Origin of the sequence: Vibrio sp. ZOR0018 (assembly GCF_963865925.1) — a bacterium.
In the GTDB taxonomy this organism is placed as follows: Bacteria; Pseudomonadota; Gammaproteobacteria; order Enterobacterales; family Vibrionaceae; genus Vibrio; species Vibrio anguillarum.
The window spans coordinates 232,816-253,914 of the sequence record NZ_CAWMCN010000118.1 but is presented as its reverse complement, the minus strand read 5'-3'; the positions used below and the strand labels follow the sequence as shown (position 1 = coordinate 253,914).

Genomic DNA, 21,099 nt, shown 5'->3' with positions numbered 1-21,099 from the left:
GCGCGATGAGCGATGTACTCCATCCATTGGAAAGTGAGGTGACTTTAGTCACCTCGTTTCAAGATGCCGACCCAATGGGCGTTATCTACCACGGCAACTATTTTCGTTTTTTTGAAGAAGCACGCCGCGTGCTGATGGAAAAAATTGATTACAGCTATCACGCGATGACTCAGTCGGGCTACCTATGGCCGGTGATTGATGCCCACGTGAAGTACGTGAAAGCGATCCCGTTCAACCATACGATTCGTGTCAAAGCGACCTTGACAGAATGGGAAAATCGCTTGCGTGTTGACTACATGATTTTTGATAGCCAGACCGGGCAACGAATGTGTAAAGCGCACACCACTCAAGTAGCGGTTCGCATCGACACGCAAGAGATGTGTTTCGCTTCACCAACGCTATTTACCGACAAAGTGCAGCACTGGCATACCTATGGGAAATTATGATGCGCCGTTTTCTCTGGCTAACTTTAGCTCTATTCTCGCCCCTACTCTGGGCACAGGTGACCGACCTTGCTTCACTGCAAGCGCAGTTGGCGAAACACCAGCTCGTACGCGGAGAGTTTACTCAACTCCGCCATATTGAGATGTTCGAACAACCATTGTCGTCAGCCGGGAAATTCTTGCTCGATAAACAAAATGGCTTACTTTGGCAACAATACTCACCATTTCCAGTTAATTTGGTGCTAACTCAAGACAAGCTTCGCCAAACTTTTGCTAACCAACCACCACAGGTGATTACCGAAAAAGAGAACCCAATGGCGTTTTATTTCAGCCATCTCTTTTTGTCGGTATTTCATGGTGACACGCAGCAATTGAATGAACAATTTACGATGACGCTGCACAGCGAAGATGGCCAGTGGCAGTTAAATTTAACGCCGAGAAATGCGCCACTGAGCTCGGTGTTTACCTCGATAACATTAACGGGGAGAGATGACATTGATGGTTTGATCCTGCAAGAAGTGCGAGGCGACAAAACCGAGATTCAGTTTACTAACCAAAACCACCAGCCAGAGCGTTTAACCCATGCTGAGCAAGCACAGTTTAACTTCTAAATCGAACCGGCTGGCATTGTTCTGGTTGGCTTTTGTGACCCTTTGTCTTGGCTTACTACTCAAGCAGTGGGTCTTTTCGGCGGCTTCACCGATCGAGACGGATATCCTTAAGCTACTGCCGGTCAACCAGCAAAGTGTGCTCGCCGAGCAAGCGTTTGAAAAAGTCACTACCAGTATGAGCGATAAGGTGGTCTTTATTGTCACTGCGCCCAATGAGGCTGACCGACTCAAATCCTTTACAGCGCTAGAAAGCGAGCTCAAGCAGAGTGGCTATTTCAAGGATGTGGTTGGGAAAATCGATGCCACTCAACAGAGCGCTTGGGCCAGTTACTACTTTCAACATCGAGCACAACTGCTCACCAGCGAGCAACGCAATCAGCTCAGTCAACATCCCGAACAACAAGTGCAAACGGTGGTGCAAGCCCTATATAACCCTTTTTCTGGGGTAACAGGGCAAGAGCTCAGTCACGACCCTTTTCTGCTATTTCGCGACTACTTAGCGCAACTTAGCCAGCTATCGTCTCATTTTCGTTTGCAAGATGGATACTTAACCCGCGAGTATCAAGGCCAAAAATACGTGCTGATCACTGCGCAGCTCAACGACTCACCATACAGTTTCAAAGCGCAACAAGTGGTGCCCGATATTGCTCAATGGCAACAACGCATCAAGCAACAATTTAGTGCGGACATTTATCATACTGGTGTTTTATTTTACGCCGATTTTGGTACTCAAAGTGCCAAGTCAGAAATCAGCACTATTGGCCTTTTCTCATTACTCGGCATTGTGCTGTTGGTGATGCTAGTTTTTCGCAGTGCCATGCCTTTACTGTTGGCACTGCTCTCGGTATCCGTTGGATTAGTGGTTGCCATGGTGATCACCACCGCGTTTTTTGGTCAGATCCATCTGTTTAGCTTAGTGTTTGGGGCCAGCCTGATTGGCGTTTCAATCGACTACGCCTTTCACTACCTGACCGATCGCCTTGCCGCAAATGAACACTGGGACAGTGTGCAAGGACTAAAGCATATTCTGACTGCCATTACCTTAGGGTTAATCACCAGTTTAATTGGCTATCTCGGTCTACTGGTCGCCCCTTTCCCCGGCTTGCAACAATTAGCGCTATTTTCCGCCTTAGGGCTCGTTGCCGCTTACGCGACGGTCGTGGCTTGGTATCCGATTTTGGCCAAAAAACCAAGTTCATCGAGAACGCTTCCCGGCATCACTTATTGGTCATTATGGTTTGCGCTTTGGCAAAAACCATGGGTTAAATGGGGCCTACCCACGGCGTTATTGATCATCAGCAGTCTTGCCCTGACGCAAGTGCACTACAACGATGACATTCGACAATTACAAGCCATGCCGAGCGACTTGAAACAGCAAGAGCTGCAAATCAGCACCTTGACTGGTATTCAATCATCACAGCAGATGTTGGTCGTCAGTGCCAACGATGATGAAGCATTAATGCAGCAGTTAGAAAAATTAGATACGCAATTTTCACAATGGCAACAACAAGGCGTACTTTCTGGCTACCAAAGTTTAAGCCAAAACATCAGCTCGCTTAAGCGTCAGCAAGAAAACTACGCACTGGTTGAAGCACTGTACGCAAACCAAGGCGCAGCACTGGCTCACACGCTGAAACTATCTTCGGCTCCTAAACTGGAAGCGTCATTTTTGCCCATGACACTGGCGCATTATTTAGCCCATGATGTTTCCCAACCGCTGCGCTTTCTTTATTTAGGTAAAGTTGAGCAAAAAGTGGCGGCGGTAGTGCTGTTGAAAGAGGTTCACCAAGCAGCAGTAATTAAGCAGTTTGCGGCGCAAAATAGCGACTACGCCTATTTGAATAAAACCGAAGAGATCTCAACCCTGTTTGGGCAGTATCGCCTTAAAGTGATGGAGTTAATTGCGCTGGCTCTGACCTTGATCAGCGCTCTCACTATTTGGCGCTACGGCGTGAAACATAGCATTCGCATTATGTTACCTTCGCTGATTGCTTGCATCGCTGGGTTAGCCGTCACCGTCGCAACAGGCTCTACGCTCAATTTATTCAATCTATTAGCACTGGTATTAGTGATAGGTATCGGTATTGATTACACGCTCTTTTTTGCCGAACAAGCCCGCAGTCACAGTACCTTGCTTGCCATAACCCTTTCGGCACTAACGACTTTGCTCTCGTTTGGTCTGCTTGCTCTTAGCCAAACTCACGCCATCCACAGTTTTGGTTTGACGGTACTGAGCGGCATTTTCGTTGCTTGGTTGCTTTCACCAATGGCGATCAAATCACAACCTGCCGCCATGAAAGCGCATGAGGAAAAACTATGATGATGAGAATACGCCGTGCGCTGCCCTTGCTGTTACTGATGTTGTCTGGCTGCTCTTTAGTGCCAAACCAAGCCTCCACGCAGGTAGAAATTAGCCCCAACACATTCGTTACTCTGCCCAAACCTGCGCAACTTGGGTACCAAGTCACGGCAAGTCAGTTGATCAGCGCCCATTGGCAAGATGATAACGGCCAGCATAACCAACAGCTTCCGGTCCAGTTGCAGGTCACCGATGACAAGATTGTGCTGGCAGGGTTTTCATCTTGGGGAACGAGGATTTTATCGCTCAATTATCAGCAAGATACTATTGAGACCAGCGTACTCAATGGCTTAGAAAACACCTTGCCGAAGCCCGAACAGATACTCTTTAACCTGATGATCACGCTCTGGCCGCGAAATGCTTGGGAAGCCCCGTTAAATAAGGTAAAGTGGCAAATCATTGATGATGAGAATAGACGAACACTCATCAATGAACTGGGTGAAACAGTGATTGTTATTGATTATCAACATCCCTTCTCGATGAAGGGCGATATTCGCTTCCACAATCAATTATTGAATTACACCATTACGATTACAACGCTCAGTGCCCAGCACCCTTTGCCGCCCACACAACCGTAGATAGCTATCATGAACTCATCCTCGACTTCTCCTATTGATTCTCGCTCACCTATTTATGTCCAAGACTGCGGTTTTCACTGCGCGATGGGGAGTGACTCGTCGCACATTCACCAAAGTTTAGCGCAGGGCTATTGTGACAACATGGTGGTTGACGGCACGTCGCTCAATAGTGGCACCGCAACCATCGTAGGCCGAGTAAGTGAACCGCTACCAGAAATCCCAGCGCATTTAAGTGCATTCAATACGCGCAACAACCAACTGGCTTTATCGGCACTGCAACAAATCGAACCGAGCGTCCGCCACGCGATTGCCACCTATGGTGCAGATCGCATTGCAGTGGTGGTTGGCACGAGCACGTCCGGCATTGCTGATGGCGAAATCGCACTCGCCCACAAGTTAGAGCAGGGCGAATTCCCAAGCGACTACCACTACTACAAACAGGAATTAGGCAATTGCAGTGATTTTATCGCTCGCTATTTTGCAATAAGCGGCCCCTGCTACGCCATTTCAACCGCCTGTTCGTCCAGTGGCCGCGTCTTTATCACCGCCAAAAGAATGCTTAATGCTGGGTTGGTTGATGCGGTGATTGTCGGTGGTGCTGACACTTTGTGCCGCTTAACTCTCAATGGTTTTAACGGTTTAGAAGCGCTGTCTCAACATTTGTGTAAACCGTTTGATGCACAGCGAGATGGCATCAACATTGGTGAATCTGCCGCTTTTATGCTGCTGGGTAAAACGCCGTCTCAGCAACACGCTCACGCCATTGCGCTATTGGGCGCAGGCGACAGTTCCGATGCACACCATATTTCTGCGCCCCACCCAGATGGAAACGGTGCAGAACAGGCAATGCGTAACGCGCTGCAAGATGCCAAATTAACCGCCAGTGATATCGGCTATATCAACGCTCACGGCACCGCAACACCGCTCAATGACAGCATGGAAAGTAAAGCGATTTTCCGCGTTTTTGGCCAGCACGTTGCGGTGAGTTCAACCAAACCACTCACTGGACACACGCTCGGCGCGGCCAGTGCAACCGAAGCCGCCATTGCTTGGCACATACTGCAATACCAATTGCCTTTGCCCATTCAGCGCTGTGCTAACAAAGCGCCAGACATCGATATTACGCTAGTGGAAACCACTCAATATTTAGAAAACAAGGCCATTTTAAGCAACTCCTTTGCTTTTGGTGGCAACAATATTAGCCTCATTTTTGGTTACGTTAATGACAAAGCTTCCTGCAATTGATCAACTGCTGCCTCATCAAGCGCCGATGATTTTGATCGACCGCGCGCTTGAGGTACAGAGCGAATCTATCCACTGCCAAGTGGATATTGAATCGCACCACCTGTTTTTTGACCCAGCGACACAAAGCATACCGGCCTATGTCGGTATCGAGTTTATGGCACAAGCCATTGCCGCATGGTCTGGGTATCACTCACTTGTCCAAGGCATTCAACCGCCAATTGGCTTTCTGCTCGGCAGTCGCCGTTATCGAGCGCTGTGCGATGCATTCCTGAAAGGGCAAACGCTCGATATCTACGCTGAACAGCTAATGCAAGACAATGGCATGGCCGTGTTTAAGGCAAGAATCGAGCACCAACACCAGCTTTTGGCCGAATGCCAATTAAATGTGTATGTGCCATCAGAACAAAAATTAGAAGAAATGAAAATGAGGAGTCAAGCATGACCCGACACGTATTAGTGACTGGTGCGAGTAAAGGCATAGGCAAAGCGATTGCGATTGCGCTCGCCAAAGATGGTTTTGCCATCGCTGTCCATTACATGGGCGACCAGCAAGGTGCCCTGCAAACACTAGCGACCATCGAGCAAAACGGTGGTTCAGGCCGACTGATTCAATTTGACATCAGCAACCGAGCTCAGTGTCGCGAAGTATTGGAAGCCGATATTGCTCTACATGGCGCTTATTACGGCGTGGTCAATAACGCGGGCATTACTCGTGACACGGCGTTTCCCGCCATGACAGAACAAGAATGGGATGGTGTAATTCACACCAATTTAGACAGCTTTTATAACGTCCTCCACCCTTGTGTGATGCCAATGGTGCAAAAACGCCAAGGTGGGCGCATTGTGACTTTAGCATCGGTGTCGGGCATCACGGGCAACCGAGGTCAAACCAATTACAGCGCCGCTAAAGCTGGCGTGATTGGCGCGACCAAATCGCTCGCGCTTGAACTGGCTAAGCGCAAAATCACCGTCAACTGTGTTGCTCCAGGTTTAATCGATACAGGCATGGTGGATGAGCACGTCAAAGAGCACGCACTGCCACAAGTTCCTTTACGCCGCATGGGTGAACCTGAAGAAGTTGCAGGCCTTGTGAGCTATTTAATGTCTGATATTGCTGCTTATGTCACTCGCCAAGTTATCTCGGTTAATGGAGGCTTAGTATGACCCGCCGCGTTGTCGTTACAGGCATGTCCGGCGTGACTGCTTTTGGTAATGACTGGTCCAGTATTGAGCCAAAACTCAGAGCTTGTGAAAATGCCACTCAATATATGCCCTCCTATGAGCAGTATGAGGGTTTAAACACTAAACTCGCCGCGCCAATAATGGGCTTTACACTGCCTAGCCACTACAAACGTAAGCAAGTCCGAGGTATGGGCCGTGTGTCACAACTGGCGACCGTTGCCACCGAAAATGCGCTGCTACAGGCGGGCTTAATTGGTCATGAAGTGCTGACGAACGGCCAAACCGGCATCGCTTATGGTTCATCAACAGGCAGTACCGATGCCATCGGTGCGTTTGGTGTCATGCTCAACGAAAAAACCACTCGAGCCATTACCGCCACCACTTATGTGCAAATGATGCCTCACACTGCCGCGGTGAACGTAGGTCTATTTTTCGGGCTCAAAGGCCGCGTCATTCCAACCAGTAGCGCCTGCACGTCTGGTAGTCAAGCCATCGGTTACGCGTACGAAGCGATCAAACACGGCTACCAAACCGTAATGGTGGCGGGCGGTGGTGAAGAGCTCTGCCCTACCGAATCGGCCGTATTTGATACCTTATTTGCCACTAGCCTCAAAAACGACCAGCCAAAAACCACCCCCCGCCCGTATGATACTCAGCGTGATGGTTTAGTGATTGGTGAAGGTGCAGGAACTTTAGTGCTTGAAGAGTATGAACACGCCATCGCACGCGGTGCCGTCATTCACGCAGAAATCATCGGTTTTGCCAGCAACTGCGATGCCGCCCATGTCACTCAACCACAAATGGACACCATGCAAATCTGCATGGAGATGGCGCTGCGTGATGCCAATTTAAGTGCAGATAAAATTGACTATGTTTCGGCTCACGGCACGGCGACCGACCGGGGTGATATAGCCGAAAGTCACGCCACCGCAAACGCGTTGGGTAAAGTGCCGATCAGCTCGTTGAAAAGTTATTTTGGTCACACATTGGGCGCATGTGGCGCGGTTGAAGCTTGGTTAGGTTTAGAAATGATGCGCAGCGGTTGGTTTAATCCAACCCTTAACCTAGATAACATCGACCCGCAATGTGGCGATCTTGATTACATTACAGGCACAGGACGTGAGCTGGATGTGCAATACCTAATGAGCAATAACTTTGCTTTTGGTGGCATCAACACCTCGATTATTTTTAAGAAATTCAGCGAATAATCCCATAAAAAGCCGTTGCCCACACAACGGCTTTTTTTACGAGTTTATTTATCCGGCATTTGCCTCTTCAATATTGGTCGCCTGCCAAATACTCGCCAGCAATCAGCCAATACCTTTCGCAAGCACTTCAAGGATTTGCGGTCTGAAAATAAAAAACACCGCGCCGAGCAAACAGAGCCCTGCCCACACAAAATCAAGCCTGAAAGGCTCTTTCATGTAGATCAATGCAAAAGGCACAAACACCGATAAGGTGATCACTTCTTGCAATATTTTCAATTGGCCAAGGTTTAATACCGTATAGCCAATCCGGTTAGCGGGTACTTGGAAGAGATATTCAAACAGGGCAATTCCCCAACTGACTAACGCTGCAATAATCCACGGTTTGTGGCTGAGATCTTTTAAGTGAGCGTACCAAGCAAAGGTCATAAATACGTTGCTGATCAACAAAAGCCCAATAGTCATCACGACGGGAGGAAGGGTGAACATTAAGACAAACTCCAAAATAATCAAACACGAACTGGACTCACAAACGAGCGGAGTCTGCGCTCAACGTTTCCCTTCGTCAATATTATTGATGAGCGCTAAGCTGCCTAAAATACGAACCAATTCGGCCAACATAACCGCTGGCTTGGTTTTGCTACTTTATGCTTTAGAGGTGCTGTTCCTCCCCCCTTTTAGGGGGAGGTTAGGGTGGGGTGTTTTTTCAATAACTTCAATGAGTTTTATGGAGACGGCAAACCCCTCTGCTAGCCTCCCACTAAAAGATGGAGGAACTCGATGATCCTAATCAGCAATTAGCGTAAATCAGCGCGAAAGTGTCAACAGCCCTTGTAACAACCGCTTCAATTTCATTTTTGCTTGGTGCTGCAATAACGCCAAGTTCATACGGCTCTAACAACTCAGCTTCAAGCAACACTTTCAGCTGTCTTGCCGCTATCCACTCATCACATTCACGCAATTTCCCTTGTTCGATGTAAGAGCGCAGAAAGTGACTCACTTCTAGCCATCCTTTACGTGGGCCATTGTGATAAAAATAACGTCCAACATCTGAATGTTCTGCTTCTGAAAGGGCCATTTTGCGAATTGCGGTGAGATCAGCCGACAAAATGGACTTGAGATAGTGGTAACCAAATGTGGTCAATGTCTCTTTGAGTGGTTTATTTGTCGATAACGTTTGGAACGCAGTCGCTCGCAGCTCAGCAGCGGTAGATTCCATTACGGCAAGGAAAATTTCTTCTTTAGAGCTGAAATAGTTATACAGCGTCGCTTTTGAACCACCGACGGTTTTCGCTATACCAGACATAGAGGTTCGGGTAAATCCTTGCTTTATAAATTCTTCTCTTGCCACATCGATAATAGCCTGTCGACGTTCTTCACTTTTAACTCGCATAACTACCACTACTTTCTAATTTGTAGCTTTTGATTTTCCCTTGACAGCGAAACCTTGTCAAGTATATAACTGTACCGTACAGTTCAGTTATAAGGAAGATACATTGAAAATTCATCGCCGTGCCCACTTCACCCTTGGAGGGCGGCCTATTCATCTGCGAGTGTTCTCGATACTTAATATCGTTTTACTCTCAGCCTGTTCTGCTCCCTCTTATCTTGCTGATCCTTCTCAAGATTTAGCAACACACTTTCAATATGCACAGGCGCTAAATGAGCTAAATGCAATTGACTGGCCAAACGATCACTGGTGGCAATGCTATGACGACGCACAACTCAATGCATTAGTAAATGAAGCCTTGCGCAGTTCACCTAATATGCAAGTAGCACAAGCACGCTTGAAATATGCGCAAGGTATGGCGCAGCAAGCGGGCGCGTTGAATAAACCCAATGTGGGTATGGCTGCTTCTGCGTCTGAAACCAAAGTCAGCTACGCCTACCAAGCGTATATGCCCCCAGAAAATTGGAATGATTATGGTTCTGTCGGCTTAGATTTTTCTTACGATTTTGATTTTTGGGGCAAAAATAAGGCGCTCATTGAATCCGCTCAGTTCGATTATGCGGCCGCTCAAGCGCAACAAAGAGCTGCAGCGCTGATTCTCTCCACTTCCGTGGTTAATCACTACATTGAGCTTGCGCGTTTATACGCAAATCAGGACACAACAACTGCGGCGCTAGACATCAAACATCACACGTTAGATCTACTGACAAAACGTTATGATAATGGTCTTGAAACACAAGTGGCCGTCAACCAAGCACGCTCAACCGCCGCTTTAGTCGAAGCCGATCTCCTGAGTATTCAAGAAGCAATTGCGCTACAAAAAAACGCGATTGCGGCGTTACTTGGCAATGGGCCGGACCGTGGATTGTCACTATCAAGACCTGCTTTGGTGTTCTCAAACGCTATCGGCATTCCCAGTAACTTAGCGCTAGGGTTACTCGGTCATCGCGCTGATATTTCCATCGCACGTTGGCATGCTCAGGCGGCGGCGAATCGCATCGACTATGCCAAAGCACAGTTTTATCCCGACATCAAATTGTCTGCGTTTATCGGCTACCAATCATTTGGGTTAAACAGCTTATTCAACAGTGGCAATGATGCCGGCAATGTTGGTGCCGCGATTTATCTTCCTCTGTTTTCGGGTGGACGCCTTGAAGGCCAATTGACCGTTGCAGAATCACACTATGAAGAAGCCGTCGCCTTGTACAACGCCACACTGATCCAAGCACTGCAAGAAGTCGCCAACGCCATCACCAGCAACCAAAAACTCAGTGCACGTATCGCTAAAATGCAAGAAGCGGTTGATGCCGCCAGCGTGGCTTACCAAACCTCTCGCCATCGCTACAGTGGCGGCTTATCAACTTACCTTGATGTCCTGACAGCCGAAAATGCATTGATCAACAGCCAACAAGCCTTGGTCAATTTGGAATCACGCTCTTTTAGTTTAGATGTCGCACTTATCCATGCTTTGGGTGGTGGTTACCACTCTACCCCACTTTAATTTCCATAGGTCTATTCATGAACACGACACACGCACCATCTGATCACGCGCATCAAGCGCGCCGTAATCGAATTACAGGTTTTGCCGCCTTAGCCATTGTTATCCTTATCGCAGCCCTTGGTTGCACTGCTTATTGGTATTTCATTGCCTCACGCTATGTCACTACCGACAATGCTTATGCCTCAGTAGAAATTGCAGAAGTGACACCAGCCGTCAGTGGCATTGTGACCCGAGTTGACGTAGTGGACACCCAATGGGTAAATGCAGGGGATGTGCTAGTAACGCTTGACGACACCGACGCACGTTTAGCACTGATACAAGCAGAGGCAGATCTGGCTTTGGCAAAACGCCGAGTCGAAAGTTACATTGCCAACGATGAAGGTTTGAATGCCCTAGTGCGAGCGCGCATGGCCGATGAAAACCGGACTAAAGCCCAATTAGCCGTAGCACAAGCTAATTTTGAACGTGCTAAATTGGACTTATCTCGCCGTCAAGATTTAGTAAAATCAGGCTCAGTGTCTGGTGAAGAACTCTCGAACGCCCAAACGTCTTTTACTCAAGCCCAAGCCAATTTAAATGCAGCGAAGGCCGCGGCGAATCAATCGGTAGCGACTCGACTTTCGACCATTGGTAACCAAAAAGCCAACGCGGCGTTGATCCAAGGCACATCAGTGGAAACTAACCCCGAAGTTCTACTCGCTAACGCGCGTTATCAGCAAGCACAAGTCGATTTAGCCCGTACCGTCATCTATGCCCCCATTGCTGGTGTTGTGGCAAAGCGTCAAGTACAAGTGGGTAGAAAAGTGCCCGTAGGCGCTCCACTGCTCACCATTGTTCCTATCGACCAGATCCATATTGATGCCAATTTCAAAGAAGGTGAGCTGCGTGATTTGCAGATTGGCCAAACCGTCACTGTAACATCAGATCTGCATGGTGATGCTGTGCGCTATCATGGCTTAGTGACGGGTATTTCTGGCGGTACGGGTTCTGCGTTTTCGATGATTCCAGCTCAAAATGCCACTGGCAACTGGATAAAAGTCGTGCAACGCCTCCCCGTTCGTATCGAGTTAGATCCTCGCGATCTGCATGACCACCCACTGCAAGTTGGCCTCTCAATGACAGTGACTATCGATACTTTGTCACAAGAAGACGTGAGTTACCTCACTCGTGCTCGCTACGATATTCGCGGCGATCAAGGTTAAGGTGTCAAGATGACTCAAGCATCCGAAGGCATCAAGCCACTGACTGGTAGTGCCCTCTTTTTTGGAACCTTGTGCCTTGCGATGGCTAATTTTTTAGCCATCTTAGACACCACTATTGCGAACGTTTCGGTTTCAAGTATTGCGGGTAGCCTTGGCACTTCCACCAGCCAAGGAACGTATGTCATTACCTCTTATGCGGTAGCAGAAGCGATTTCAGTGCCTTTAACGGGTTGGTTAGCCTCTCGTTTTGGCGCAATCAGAGTGTTTGTTACCTGCTTTATCTTGTTTGGCATTTTTTCACTGCTGTGCGGATTTGCCACCAACATGTCGACCTTAGTGATGTTTCGGGTCTTTCTCGGTTTAGCTGGCGGGCCATTGATGCCTCTGTCGCAAACACTGATGATGCGTATCTTCCCGAAAAACAAAGGTCATGTTGCCATTGGTATTTGGAGTATGACAACCTTAGTGGCTCCGATCATGGGCCCAATATTGGGAGGAGTGTTGTGTGACCAACTTAGTTGGCCTTACATCTTTTTTTGCAAAGTGCCATTTGCCATTATTGCTGGGATCGTTTGCTGGCGCATTTTGCGTAAATTTGAAACTAAAACCAGTAAAACACCCGTTGATGTTATTGGCATAATCCTCTTAGTTATTTGGGTCGGTGCGCTGCAAATTATGCTCGATGAAGGTAAGGACCATGATTGGTTTGAATCAACACGCATCGTGGCTTTAGCGGTTGTGGCCGCAATTAGCTTCGTCTCTTTCCTCATTTGGGAGTTGACCGAACGTAACCCAATTGTCGCGCTGAAGGTGTTCCGCCATCGAGGCTACAGCACCAGTATGGTCACACTTTCATTAGCCTTTGGCGCGTTCTTTTCCATCTCTGTTATCACGCCTTTGTGGTTACAAATTTACATGGGTTACACAGCCACAATATCGGGCTACGCAACAGCCGTGATGGGGATATTAGCGGTCTTTCTTGCGCCATTGATCGCCAACTTATCGAGCAAATATGATCCTCGTCCGTTTGTCTTTTGTGGTGTGTTGTGGTTGGGTTTATGGACTTTCATCCGAAGTTACGCCAACTTAGATATGACGTTTAGCCAAGTCAGTTGGCCCATTTTCTTCCAAGGGATTGGTATGCCGTTGTTCTTTGTACCGCTCACGGCCATTGCCTTAGGGAGTGTCAAAGAGAGTGAGATGGAATCGGCGGCAGGCTTAATGAACTTCATTCGGACATTGTCCGGTGCATTTGCCACTTCGATGATCAATACCGCGTGGGAACGAAATACCCGCTATGTCCACTCTGAATTGTCGGGGCTCACCGACCAACATGGTGTGGCGACCCAAACCATGCAATCTAGTGGAATGAGCTTAGATCAAGTGCGTAATGCGATTGATTGGATCGTACAAAAGCAAAGTGTAATGGTGGCAACTAACCAGCTCTTTATGACGATTGCGACCATTTTTATACTCGCGGCTTGCTTTATTTGGCTGGCTCCCAAACCCAAATACGCGGTTGACACCTCTTCGGTACACTAATTGGTACCTCAGCCCGATAAGTACACTGCTTCTTATCGGGCTTTTTTACGTCATAAAAGATTTTCTCTTTCTCTGTAGATAAAGCAAAAATACTTATCTGCTTTAAGCGGAATCTAAGATATTTTCACCTTTGTTCAATCACCACAAACAAAAAAACACCAGATTAAAACCGGTGGACACAAAAACTTACTCCACCGTTTTAACTCACCATTTCAAAGATTAACTCACCATTTAAAAGATATACACATAATTAATTAATGATCACATCATTGATAAGTGACGATTATTCTTACTTATGTAAAAACCAGTTTACACTGGTTGCATTGAAATTGTTTGCATATACAAAAAAGCTAACCTAGAGTTTTTGAACCTGATGTATTGAGCCGTGAACGCTCAAAATGGTGTTCAAATTTACTTTTAACTTATTTTAAGGAATGACAATGAGTACTACAGTTTGGAATGATGGACGTAGCATTTCACTAGCAAAAGGTGATACCGCAACTTGTGAAGCACTTAAAGCTGGCCAGCTATATGCCATCTTTTTGTATAACGCATCTGGAGAGGATCATGATATTCCGGTGAATGTTAACATTGGTAACGGCTACCCACCCAAAACAGTGACAGTGCCTGGTACAACGGGTAATAAAGGCTTAGCCGCCTTAGCCTTGGTGTCAGGTAGTAATACTCAAACCGTTTCGATCTCGATCTCTGATCAGCAGTCTGGAGGGAAGGTTGATGCGTGGATTGGCAGCGTAGGGATGCCAACCAATACTTCAGGTATCAATAACATGCCATTACCCTTCAATGGCGATACCAACTCGTATGGTAAGCGTGATCGCTACTACGCCGTGCCAGAAAGCCGTTGGTATCAACTAACCATTAGCAGTCCACAAAATCAGTTTATTTCTGTTCAGTTTATTGAAAACAAAGCGAAAGTCTTTATCAACAACCCAGTAGGTGACCCAGGTAACGTCATAATACCGACAGGTACAGTGACCGAAGGCGCCGACTACGAGATCATCAAACCAAAAGACTTACCTCAAACCATTACCTATGATGACCAAGGTAGCGGCCGCCAAAAAGTGTGGATGAATGCGGATAGTCAGCAAAACTCTTCAAATTCGACCATTGTTGCTCAGTACCTATAAATAGCCATGATGCTATAGAAGATTAAGTACATGGCGAAAACAGGCCAGCCAGTTCCGCTTGTCACGTCATTGCCCAGAAGGCGTTTCTTACGTTCATCCGTCGGAATCGCCTGTCTGGGCGTATTTCATTTACTCTCACCTTCTTCAGCATTCGCCACTTTTGATCCAAGCTCTAGTGATCCAGCGTCTGGTTCTCGCATCGATTGGGATGATGGCCGATTAATTCAATTGGAAGAAGGGCAAACCGCCAGTTGTACTTCACTGGTGTCCGGTCAAATGTATTGCGTGGTTGTCTACAATTTATCTCAACACGACAGAAATGTTGAACTGACCATAACTTGGAGTAACCAACAGCCCCCGGCTACGCTTATCGTTCCCGGAACCACAGCAGGCGAAGGTAATGCCTCTTTGATTCTCATCTCTGGCAGCGATACCTCTACCATTTCTATCTCTATCACTCAAGGCAATGGTGGCAAACTCGAATGTTGGTTAATCAGTACGAGTATGCCTACAAACTTCCAAGGGCTAGAAAGCAAAGAACTGCCAGCAGATGGTAGCGCTTACCACCTACCCAAACAGCTTATTTACCATTCGGTGATGAACAGCGGCTGGTATCACCTGACCATTATCAATAAGCAAACTCAATCCTTTGTTATTCAGGTTTCATCTCAACAGTTGATCATTTTTGTCGTCAATCCGGTTGAACACCCAAATCTCAACCTATTGGCGTTAGGTTCAGTTCAAGAAGGGAAGCAGTATTTGCTTCAAATGCCCGCCTCGGGTGAGCAACCTCAGTACTCAAACGCGCTTATACAGGGGAAAGGTGAACAACTGATTTGGTTTGGCGCATCCAGTCATCAAGACTTGGAAAATACCATTATTTCATTACAGTCACTGTATTTACCAAACAGCGATGACTCAATAATAATCCCAGAGACGATAAAAGGCGGGCTAATTTGTCGACCTTTAGGCGATGTGCAATAGAGCCACATCGTATTCAATGCCTACAGCCCAGCCCACACCTTGACTCTAGAAAGTATGCAAAAACCGTTTTGAAAGATTAGCAATGATTTTAGCGATGACGAAAATGGCCCATTCGATAGAAAAGAAGCGAACAGAGCAGCAAGCCGCAGCCGAAAATCTTATTCGCTGGCATCGATTCATCATAAATCAGCACGCTCAGAACCAGTGTCCAGATTGGTTCAAGCAGCATTAATATCGCCGCATTGGTGGGGTTGGCGTGCTTTTGACCTATGGTTTGCATCAAATACCGCAAACTGGTGGCGAGTAATACGCTCAGAGCAAGCCACTTCCATGTCATCAAACTTATTTGATCTGGCCATGACTCAAACAGTAAAGAGAGTAATACCCCAAGGCAGCCGCCAACAAACAGTTGTAATGTAGTGAGCAACATCGGCGGCAGATTAGCCGAAAAACGACTGTTAAAGTTAAAATGCAATGCCAGGCTAAAGGCCGCAGCCATAAACCACAGCTGGCTAGTCGCGACGACCCACTCCCCGTTCCACGACAGTAAAAAAAGCCCAATCAGTGCAATGGGTAGCGACAACCAAAATGCGCGCGCCGGTTTAGTGCCAAACAGCGGCCATGCTAATAACGGAACAAACAGCATAGAGAGGCTCATGATGAATGCGCCCTCGCCTAGCGTATCGCTAATGGAAATCGCGTGGATCCAGCAAAAAATCGAGCCACCTAGCAACACGCCCACACTCATCGATTTTAAACAATCGTGCAGTGAGGCTTGGCGCAGCGCTTTAAGACAAAATGGCAGTAGGCACAGCGACGCTAAAAGAAAGCGCACGCCAATAAAGCCAAAAGGCGGTAGGCCTTGAATGGCTTGTTTGGAAAACACCCAGCCCGCAGCGGCCAATAAGGTCGTGATAACTAAAATTAATTCTGCGCGTCGGTTTGCGTACATAGCTTGGCTTATCGTGAAATGAGTAGGAGAACGATTGTAACGAGATTTTTGATCGCGCGTTACTCTCGATTACTTTTATCGTTAATGGTCGGAGGTGCGCACGGAATAAAAAGACGGCCTACCGAAGCAAGCCGTTGTTCTTAAAGAAAATAGAAAGGGCTATAGCGCTTTCACCAATTCCGCAATTCCCTGCCAATCACCTTTATCCATTAGATCTGTCGGTACCATCCACGTACCGCCACACGCCACTACGGATTTAATCGACAAATAATCTTGAACGTTACTTGGGCTAACACCACCTGTTGGCATGAAATTGACCGGATAAACGGCCGTCAATGCTTTGAGCATCGCCACGCCACCTGAAGGCTCGGCTGGGAAGAATTTCAATGTGCGCAAACCCATTTCCATCGCTTGCTCAACCAAACTTGGGCTATTGACGCCCGGAACAATTGCCACATGACGCTGTTGGCAATATCTCACCGTGGTTGGGTTAAAACCGGGGCTGACTACAAAATCCACGCCCGCTTCAATGGCTTGGTCTACTTGTGCCGTGGTCAGTACTGTCCCTGCGCCAATCAGCATCTCTGGGTAGGCGGCACGCATCAAACGAATCGATTCTGCAGCCGCTTCTGTTCTAAAGGTCACTTCCGCGCATGGCAACCCATTTTCAACCAATACTTTGGCCAAAGGAACCGCTTGGCTAGTATCATTAATCGCAATCACAGGGACGATTTTGATTTCTTTCAATCGTTGTTCAAGAGTTTTCATTTCATAACCTTATAGTAAAACGCTTTTTATAATAAGAAGCTTAGGACAGCGACAATCACAAACGCGATGCTACCAAGCAGTGTTTCCATCACAGTCCAAGTTTTGAGTGTGGTTTTCTCATCCATTTCCATCAAGCGAGAAACCAGCCAGAAGCCTGAGTCATTAAAGTGAGATAGTACCGTTGCACCACCAGCAATCGCAATCACGATAAAACATAAATCCAACTCACTCAAACCCGTGGTTTGTGCCACAATTGGCGCAATCAAAGCGGCGGTGGTGGTTAATGCCACGGTGGCAGAGCCTTGCGCCACACGTAAGCAAGTTGCGATCACAAATGCCGCAACTATGATAGGCATGCCGGTATCGGATAACACGTCAGCCAATGCTTGGCCAATGCCACTGGCGCGTAACACACCACCAAACATGCCGCCCGCACCTGTCACAAGAATTACCGCACAGATAGGCGCTAACGAGTCACTGCACAGTTTTTCCAGCTTGTTCATTCCAAAATCTTTGGCAAACACCAGTAAACAAGTTAGCAGAGTCAGCAACAGTGCCACCGGGGTTTTACCCAACATGCGCAAGAATTCAACCAATGGTGCTTTGCCGTCAATCACGCCTGCTACCGCAAGGGTATTAAGACCTGTATCCATAAAAATGAGCAGCACTGGCATCACTAAAATCGCTAATACCGTGGCAAATTTTGGCAATTTATTTTCATCAATAATTTGCTCGGTATTAAAAAACGCTTTGGAGAGTGGAATATCAAATTTCTTACCCGCATACAGGCCAAAGAGGTAAGCGCCAAAATACCAAGTAGGAATCGCGACCAAGATACCAACAATCAGCAGCAGACCAAGATCAGCACCTAAAAGATCTGAAGCCGCAACTGGCCCAGGATGAGGCGGCACAAAGGCATGCATCACGGCAAAAGCACCGGCTGAAGGCAGCGCGTATTTCAATGGTGAGCCACCAAAGCGCTTCGCTACACTAAAGATGATCGGCATCATCACGATCAATCCCGCATCAAAGAAGATGGGAAAACCAAACAATAATGAAGCAATACCCAGTGCAAACGGCGCTTTTTCTTCACCAAAGCGGCCTATCAAGGTATCGGCCAGCACTTTAGCACCGCCCGTCACTTCTAAAATTTTGCCAATCATCGCACCTAAGCCGACCAGCAAAGCAACAGACGCTAGGGTTCCACCAAAACCAGACATCATGGTTGGAACCACTTTTTCCGCCGCAACGCCGGTGGCAATTGCAGTGCCAAGGCTGACTAAGGTTAATGAAGCGAAGGCGTGTATCTTCAACTTCATGATTAAAATCAGTAGTGCTGCAATCGCACATCCCGCGATTGCTAATAGGTAAGCAGGGTTACTGCTTTGAGTCATCAATTCCATGTTCTTCACCTTATATCACGTATTGTTTTGTTTGTGTTTCAGTTCACAAATCTCTAAGTTACGGGTAACATGTTACCGATAACATGGATAAGATAAAGTCATATTTCCAAGTGAATTTAAAAAATGAGATCCAGCTCAGAATACCACTCAAGGAGTCCGTATGACTGGTAGTAGCATTATTGTAATGGGCGTATGCGCCTGCGGAAAAAGCACTGTAGGCGCGAAACTGGCCCAGAAATTAGGGGCGAAATTCATCGACGGTGACGACCTTCATCCAAAAGCCAATATTCTCAAAATGGCAGGCGGAGATCCGCTAAATGATGACGATCGCAAACCTTGGTTAGAGCGCATCCGTGACGCGGCTTTTAGCTTAGAGAGTAAAAATGAGCACGGCGTGATTGTTTGCTCTGCGTTGAAAAAAACCTACCGCGATCAAATCCGTGACGGTAACCAAAATGTGACCTTTCTCTTTCTCGATGGCAGTTTTGATTTAATCATGAAGCGCATGCAAGCGCGTAAAGGCCACTTTATGAAAGCGAACATGGTGGAAAGCCAGTTCAATACGTTAGAGCGCCCCGACAACGAAGTGAAAGTCGCTATCGTTGATATCGATACGGATATTGATGAGGTTGTAGAGCGCGCCCTAGTGGCATTGCGCGAGCTCACTTTAGATGGTCAAAAGGTGTCAGCATGAGTACAACCTTAAACCCAACCATCACAGCCGTCACCGAACGAATTATTCAGCGCAGCCGTACTTTGCGTGATGAGTTTCTCAACCGCGCCAAGGCACAGCAGCACAGTGGCAAGGGTAAAGCGTCACTCTCTTGTGGTAATTTGGCTCATGCCGTCGCCGCCTCTTGCTCTCAAGAAAAAGCGCACATTCTCGATTTAACGCGTTCTAACTTAGCCATTATCACAGCATACAACGATATGCTTAGCGCGCACCAAGTGTATAAAGATTACCCTGAGCAAATCAAAAAAGTGCTCGCCCCATTTGGCCACACGGCTCAAGTTGCTGGCGGCGTTCCTGCGATGTGTGATGGCGTAACGCAAGGCCAAGCGGGCATGGATATGTCGTTGTTCTCACGCGATTTGATTGCACAAGCCACGGCATTTTCACTCAGCCACAATATGTTTGATGGCACATTACTGCTCGGTATTTGCGATAAAATTGCGCCCGGACAACTGATGGGCGCGCTGGCGTTTGCGCACCTACCAACGGCTTTTATTCCCGCAGGGCCAATGTCCACTGGCATTACAAATGATGAGAAAGTCGATGTTCGCCAAAAACACGCAGCGGGTTTGGTTGATGATAGCGCGCTGCTGAATATGGAGTGCGCTTCGTACCACTCCCCAGGCACTTGTACTTTCTACGGCACTGCCAATACCAACCAATTAGTGTTTGAGGCGATGGGTTTAATGCTGGCAGGGTCAGCGTTTGTCGCTCCCTTTTCCCCATTGCGCCTTGCATTGACGCAACATGCCGCAATCCGCCTTGCCGCCATGAGCGATGGCACGGCGCATTTCCGTCCACTTTATGAGGTGGTGACAGAAAAAAGCGTAGTCAATGGCCTAGTGGCTTTGCTCGCCTCTGGTGGCAGTTCAAACCATACCATTCATTTACTGGCTGTTGCTCGCGCGGCGGGTATTGTGCTGACTTGGCAAGATATCAGTGATCTGTCTGACGTCGTTCCTCTTGTGGTGAATGTTTACCCCAATGGTTCGGCGGATATCAATGAATTTGAGCTCGCAGGCGGCGTACCCATGTTGATGAAGCGTCTGCATCAAGCGCAGTTACTTCACAGCGACGTAAAACCCGTGTTTGGTGAATTTGCAGATCAACTAAAATCACCACAATTAGTGGGCCATACGTTAGAATGGCAAGCGTGTACTCAAACTAAAAACCCCAAGGTAATCGCCCTGCCTGATAAGGTATTTCAGCGCTCTGGTGGCATTAAAGTGTTATCGGGTAACCTTGGGCAAGCAGTGATCAAAGTCTCTGCCGTGGCTGAGCAACATCGCATTGTTGAAGCGCCCGCCAAAGTGTTCGCTTGCCAACATCAGGTTGAGCAGGCGTATCAACGCGGCGAGCTCAATCAAGATTGCGTGGTTGTAGTCCGCTTCAATGGGCCAGCAGCCAATGGCATGCCTGAGCTGCATAAGTTAATGCCGATTTTGGGCAACTTACAAAAAGCGGGCTATCAGGTTGCGTTAGTGACCGATGGTCGTTTGTCCGGCGCTTCTGGCAAAATTCCTGCGGCTATTCACGTCTCACCGGAAGCATTAAGAGGCGGCGCAATTGCGCTTATTGAAGAGGGAGATAGGATCCGCGTCGATGCGGTGACAGGCCGATTAGAGAACTTAACGCCAACCGAAGGCCGCGATATCGCCACTTGTGATACTGAGCTCACACAGCAAACTTGGGGGCGCGATCTGTTTAAAGTGTGCCGAGATAATGTCTCTGCCGCCAATCAAGGGGCTTCGTTCCTCTACCCTAATTGATACAACATGAGCTTGATGTAGCCA

20 protein-coding genes are annotated in these 21,099 nt (G+C 47.7%); 15 read left to right on the top strand and 5 right to left on the bottom strand.

All coding sequences use genetic code 11. The annotated features are described in order from the left end of the window. Positions 1 to 5 precede the first annotated feature (5 nt). From AACR75_RS12820 to AACR75_RS12785, 8 genes are read left to right on the top strand one after another with little or no spacing between them, the layout of a single operon-like run. Positions 6 to 446 carry an acyl-CoA thioesterase gene (locus AACR75_RS12820; protein ID WP_047687931.1) on the top strand — a complete coding sequence of 147 codons (441 nt, stop codon included), beginning with the start codon at positions 6 to 8 and terminating at the stop codon, positions 444 to 446. Beyond that, positions 443 to 1,054, top strand: coding sequence for a LolA family protein (locus AACR75_RS12815; protein ID WP_047687929.1), 612 nt, complete (start codon positions 443 to 445; stop codon positions 1,052 to 1,054). The genes AACR75_RS12820 and AACR75_RS12815 overlap by 4 nt, the downstream gene beginning before the upstream one ends. Continuing rightward, positions 1,026 to 3,374, top strand: a complete 2,349-nt coding sequence (locus AACR75_RS12810; RefSeq protein ID WP_047687927.1) for an MMPL family transporter — start codon at positions 1,026 to 1,028, stop codon at positions 3,372 to 3,374. The genes AACR75_RS12815 and AACR75_RS12810 overlap by 29 nt, the downstream gene beginning before the upstream one ends. Next, the gene (locus tag AACR75_RS12805; RefSeq protein ID WP_047687925.1) at positions 3,371 to 3,991 is read left to right on the top strand and encodes a DUF3261 domain-containing protein; all 621 of its coding nucleotides are present in this window, start codon (positions 3,371 to 3,373) and stop codon (positions 3,989 to 3,991) included. The genes AACR75_RS12810 and AACR75_RS12805 overlap by 4 nt, the downstream gene beginning before the upstream one ends. A 9-nt stretch (positions 3,992 to 4,000) precedes the next feature. Beyond that, positions 4,001 to 5,236: a beta-ketoacyl-[acyl-carrier-protein] synthase family protein gene (locus tag AACR75_RS12800; protein WP_047687923.1), complete on the top strand. Its 1,236-nt coding sequence runs from the start codon at positions 4,001 to 4,003 to the stop codon at positions 5,234 to 5,236. Then, positions 5,214 to 5,678: a hotdog family protein gene (locus tag AACR75_RS12795; RefSeq protein ID WP_017050420.1), complete on the top strand. Its 465-nt coding sequence runs from the start codon at positions 5,214 to 5,216 to the stop codon at positions 5,676 to 5,678. The genes AACR75_RS12800 and AACR75_RS12795 overlap by 23 nt, the downstream gene beginning before the upstream one ends. After that, on the top strand, positions 5,675 to 6,400 hold the full coding sequence (locus tag AACR75_RS12790) for a 3-ketoacyl-ACP reductase FabG2 (protein ID WP_017045136.1): 726 nt from the start codon (positions 5,675 to 5,677) through the stop codon (positions 6,398 to 6,400). Before AACR75_RS12795 ends, AACR75_RS12790 begins: the two co-directional genes overlap by 4 nt. After that, the gene (locus tag AACR75_RS12785) at positions 6,397 to 7,626 is read left to right on the top strand and encodes a beta-ketoacyl-ACP synthase (RefSeq protein ID WP_047687921.1); all 1,230 of its coding nucleotides are present in this window, start codon (positions 6,397 to 6,399) and stop codon (positions 7,624 to 7,626) included. Before AACR75_RS12790 ends, AACR75_RS12785 begins: the two co-directional genes overlap by 4 nt. A gap of 102 nt (positions 7,627 to 7,728) precedes the next feature. Here AACR75_RS12785 and AACR75_RS12780 read toward each other — a convergent pair whose 3' ends face one another. Both AACR75_RS12780 and AACR75_RS12775 read right to left on the bottom strand, forming a co-directional pair. Continuing rightward, entirely contained in the window at positions 7,729 to 8,112 is a 384-nt protein-coding gene (locus AACR75_RS12780; protein ID WP_047687919.1) for a DMT family protein, read from the bottom strand. A gap of 301 nt (positions 8,113 to 8,413) precedes the next feature. Further along, the gene (locus AACR75_RS12775; RefSeq protein WP_047687917.1) at positions 8,414 to 9,016 is read right to left on the bottom strand and encodes a TetR/AcrR family transcriptional regulator; all 603 of its coding nucleotides are present in this window, start codon (positions 9,014 to 9,016) and stop codon (positions 8,414 to 8,416) included. A 109-nt stretch (positions 9,017 to 9,125) separates the two neighbouring features. On the opposite strand from AACR75_RS12775, the gene AACR75_RS12770 reads away from it, so the two are divergent. The 5 genes from AACR75_RS12770 (at position 9,126) to AACR75_RS12750 (ending at position 15,450) form a co-directional block, all read left to right on the top strand. Then, complete coding sequence (locus tag AACR75_RS12770; RefSeq protein WP_052190314.1) at positions 9,126 to 10,574, top strand: efflux transporter outer membrane subunit; 1,449 nt, start codon at positions 9,126 to 9,128, stop codon at positions 10,572 to 10,574. A gap of 17 nt (positions 10,575 to 10,591) precedes the next feature. Next, positions 10,592 to 11,776 (top strand): HlyD family secretion protein, encoded by a 1,185-nt coding sequence (locus AACR75_RS12765; protein ID WP_017045129.1) that lies wholly within the window; start codon positions 10,592 to 10,594, stop codon positions 11,774 to 11,776. Positions 11,777 to 11,785: 9 nt separating this feature from the next. Further along, positions 11,786 to 13,318: a DHA2 family efflux MFS transporter permease subunit gene (locus tag AACR75_RS12760; RefSeq protein WP_017045128.1), complete on the top strand. Its 1,533-nt coding sequence runs from the start codon at positions 11,786 to 11,788 to the stop codon at positions 13,316 to 13,318. A 440-nt stretch (positions 13,319 to 13,758) separates the two neighbouring features. Then, complete coding sequence (locus AACR75_RS12755; RefSeq protein WP_017045127.1) at positions 13,759 to 14,466, top strand: hypothetical protein; 708 nt, start codon at positions 13,759 to 13,761, stop codon at positions 14,464 to 14,466. A gap of 30 nt (positions 14,467 to 14,496) precedes the next feature. Beyond that, the gene (locus AACR75_RS12750) at positions 14,497 to 15,450 is read left to right on the top strand and encodes a hypothetical protein (RefSeq protein ID WP_017045126.1); all 954 of its coding nucleotides are present in this window, start codon (positions 14,497 to 14,499) and stop codon (positions 15,448 to 15,450) included. 88 nt (positions 15,451 to 15,538) lie between these two features. On the opposite strand, the gene AACR75_RS12745 is transcribed toward AACR75_RS12750, so the two are convergent. The 3 genes from AACR75_RS12745 to AACR75_RS12735 all read right to left on the bottom strand — a co-directional run bounded on the left by AACR75_RS12745 (position 15,539) and on the right by AACR75_RS12735 (position 18,573). Then, on the bottom strand, positions 15,539 to 16,402 hold the full coding sequence (locus AACR75_RS12745; protein ID WP_047687913.1) for a DMT family transporter: 864 nt from the start codon (positions 16,400 to 16,402) through the stop codon (positions 15,539 to 15,541). A gap of 159 nt (positions 16,403 to 16,561) precedes the next feature. Then, on the bottom strand, positions 16,562 to 17,170 hold the full coding sequence (locus tag AACR75_RS12740; protein WP_047687911.1) for a bifunctional 4-hydroxy-2-oxoglutarate aldolase/2-dehydro-3-deoxy-phosphogluconate aldolase: 609 nt from the start codon (positions 17,168 to 17,170) through the stop codon (positions 16,562 to 16,564). A gap of 26 nt (positions 17,171 to 17,196) precedes the next feature. Beyond that, on the bottom strand, positions 17,197 to 18,573 hold the full coding sequence (locus AACR75_RS12735) for a GntP family permease (RefSeq protein WP_026027816.1): 1,377 nt from the start codon (positions 18,571 to 18,573) through the stop codon (positions 17,197 to 17,199). A 160-nt stretch (positions 18,574 to 18,733) separates the two neighbouring features. Here AACR75_RS12735 and AACR75_RS12730 point away from each other — a divergent pair, with 160 nt between their 5' ends. Together AACR75_RS12730 and edd are read left to right on the top strand one after the other, a co-directional pair. Further along, on the top strand, positions 18,734 to 19,267 hold the full coding sequence (locus tag AACR75_RS12730; protein ID WP_047687909.1) for a gluconokinase: 534 nt from the start codon (positions 18,734 to 18,736) through the stop codon (positions 19,265 to 19,267). Further along, the gene (gene edd / locus AACR75_RS12725) at positions 19,264 to 21,075 is read left to right on the top strand and encodes a phosphogluconate dehydratase (protein ID WP_047687907.1); all 1,812 of its coding nucleotides are present in this window, start codon (positions 19,264 to 19,266) and stop codon (positions 21,073 to 21,075) included. Before AACR75_RS12730 ends, edd begins: the two co-directional genes overlap by 4 nt. The last annotated feature ends 24 nt before the right edge of the window (positions 21,076 to 21,099 follow it).

Excerpts from the sequence above, each read along its gene's own strand:
- AACR75_RS12790 (WP_017045136.1), top strand. The coding sequence starts at position 5,675 with ATGACCCGACACGTATTAGTGACTGGTGCGAGTAAAGGCATAGGCAAA.
- AACR75_RS12820 (WP_047687931.1), top strand. The coding sequence starts at position 6 with ATGAGCGATGTACTCCATCCATTGGAAAGTGAGGTGACTTTAGTCACC.
- edd (WP_047687907.1), top strand. The coding sequence starts at position 19,264 with ATGAGTACAACCTTAAACCCAACCATCACAGCCGTCACCGAACGAATT.
- AACR75_RS12805 (WP_047687925.1), top strand. The coding sequence starts at position 3,371 with ATGATGATGAGAATACGCCGTGCGCTGCCCTTGCTGTTACTGATGTTG.
- AACR75_RS12815 (WP_047687929.1), top strand. The coding sequence starts at position 443 with ATGATGCGCCGTTTTCTCTGGCTAACTTTAGCTCTATTCTCGCCCCTA.
- AACR75_RS12740 (WP_047687911.1), bottom strand. The coding sequence starts at position 17,170 with ATGAAAACTCTTGAACAACGATTGAAAGAAATCAAAATCGTCCCTGTG.
- AACR75_RS12810 (WP_047687927.1), top strand. The coding sequence starts at position 1,026 with ATGCTGAGCAAGCACAGTTTAACTTCTAAATCGAACCGGCTGGCATTG.
- AACR75_RS12730 (WP_047687909.1), top strand. The coding sequence starts at position 18,734 with ATGACTGGTAGTAGCATTATTGTAATGGGCGTATGCGCCTGCGGAAAA.
- AACR75_RS12775 (WP_047687917.1), bottom strand. The coding sequence starts at position 9,016 with ATGCGAGTTAAAAGTGAAGAACGTCGACAGGCTATTATCGATGTGGCA.
- AACR75_RS12780 (WP_047687919.1), bottom strand. The coding sequence starts at position 8,112 with ATGTTCACCCTTCCTCCCGTCGTGATGACTATTGGGCTTTTGTTGATC.
- AACR75_RS12735 (WP_026027816.1), bottom strand. The coding sequence starts at position 18,573 with ATGGAATTGATGACTCAAAGCAGTAACCCTGCTTACCTATTAGCAATC.
- AACR75_RS12785 (WP_047687921.1), top strand. The coding sequence starts at position 6,397 with ATGACCCGCCGCGTTGTCGTTACAGGCATGTCCGGCGTGACTGCTTTT.
- AACR75_RS12745 (WP_047687913.1), bottom strand. The coding sequence starts at position 16,402 with ATGTACGCAAACCGACGCGCAGAATTAATTTTAGTTATCACGACCTTA.
- AACR75_RS12755 (WP_017045127.1), top strand. The coding sequence starts at position 13,759 with ATGAGTACTACAGTTTGGAATGATGGACGTAGCATTTCACTAGCAAAA.
- AACR75_RS12795 (WP_017050420.1), top strand. The coding sequence starts at position 5,214 with ATGACAAAGCTTCCTGCAATTGATCAACTGCTGCCTCATCAAGCGCCG.
- AACR75_RS12800 (WP_047687923.1), top strand. The coding sequence starts at position 4,001 with ATGAACTCATCCTCGACTTCTCCTATTGATTCTCGCTCACCTATTTAT.
- AACR75_RS12765 (WP_017045129.1), top strand. The coding sequence starts at position 10,592 with ATGAACACGACACACGCACCATCTGATCACGCGCATCAAGCGCGCCGT.
- AACR75_RS12750 (WP_017045126.1), top strand. The coding sequence starts at position 14,497 with ATGGCGAAAACAGGCCAGCCAGTTCCGCTTGTCACGTCATTGCCCAGA.
- AACR75_RS12760 (WP_017045128.1), top strand. The coding sequence starts at position 11,786 with ATGACTCAAGCATCCGAAGGCATCAAGCCACTGACTGGTAGTGCCCTC.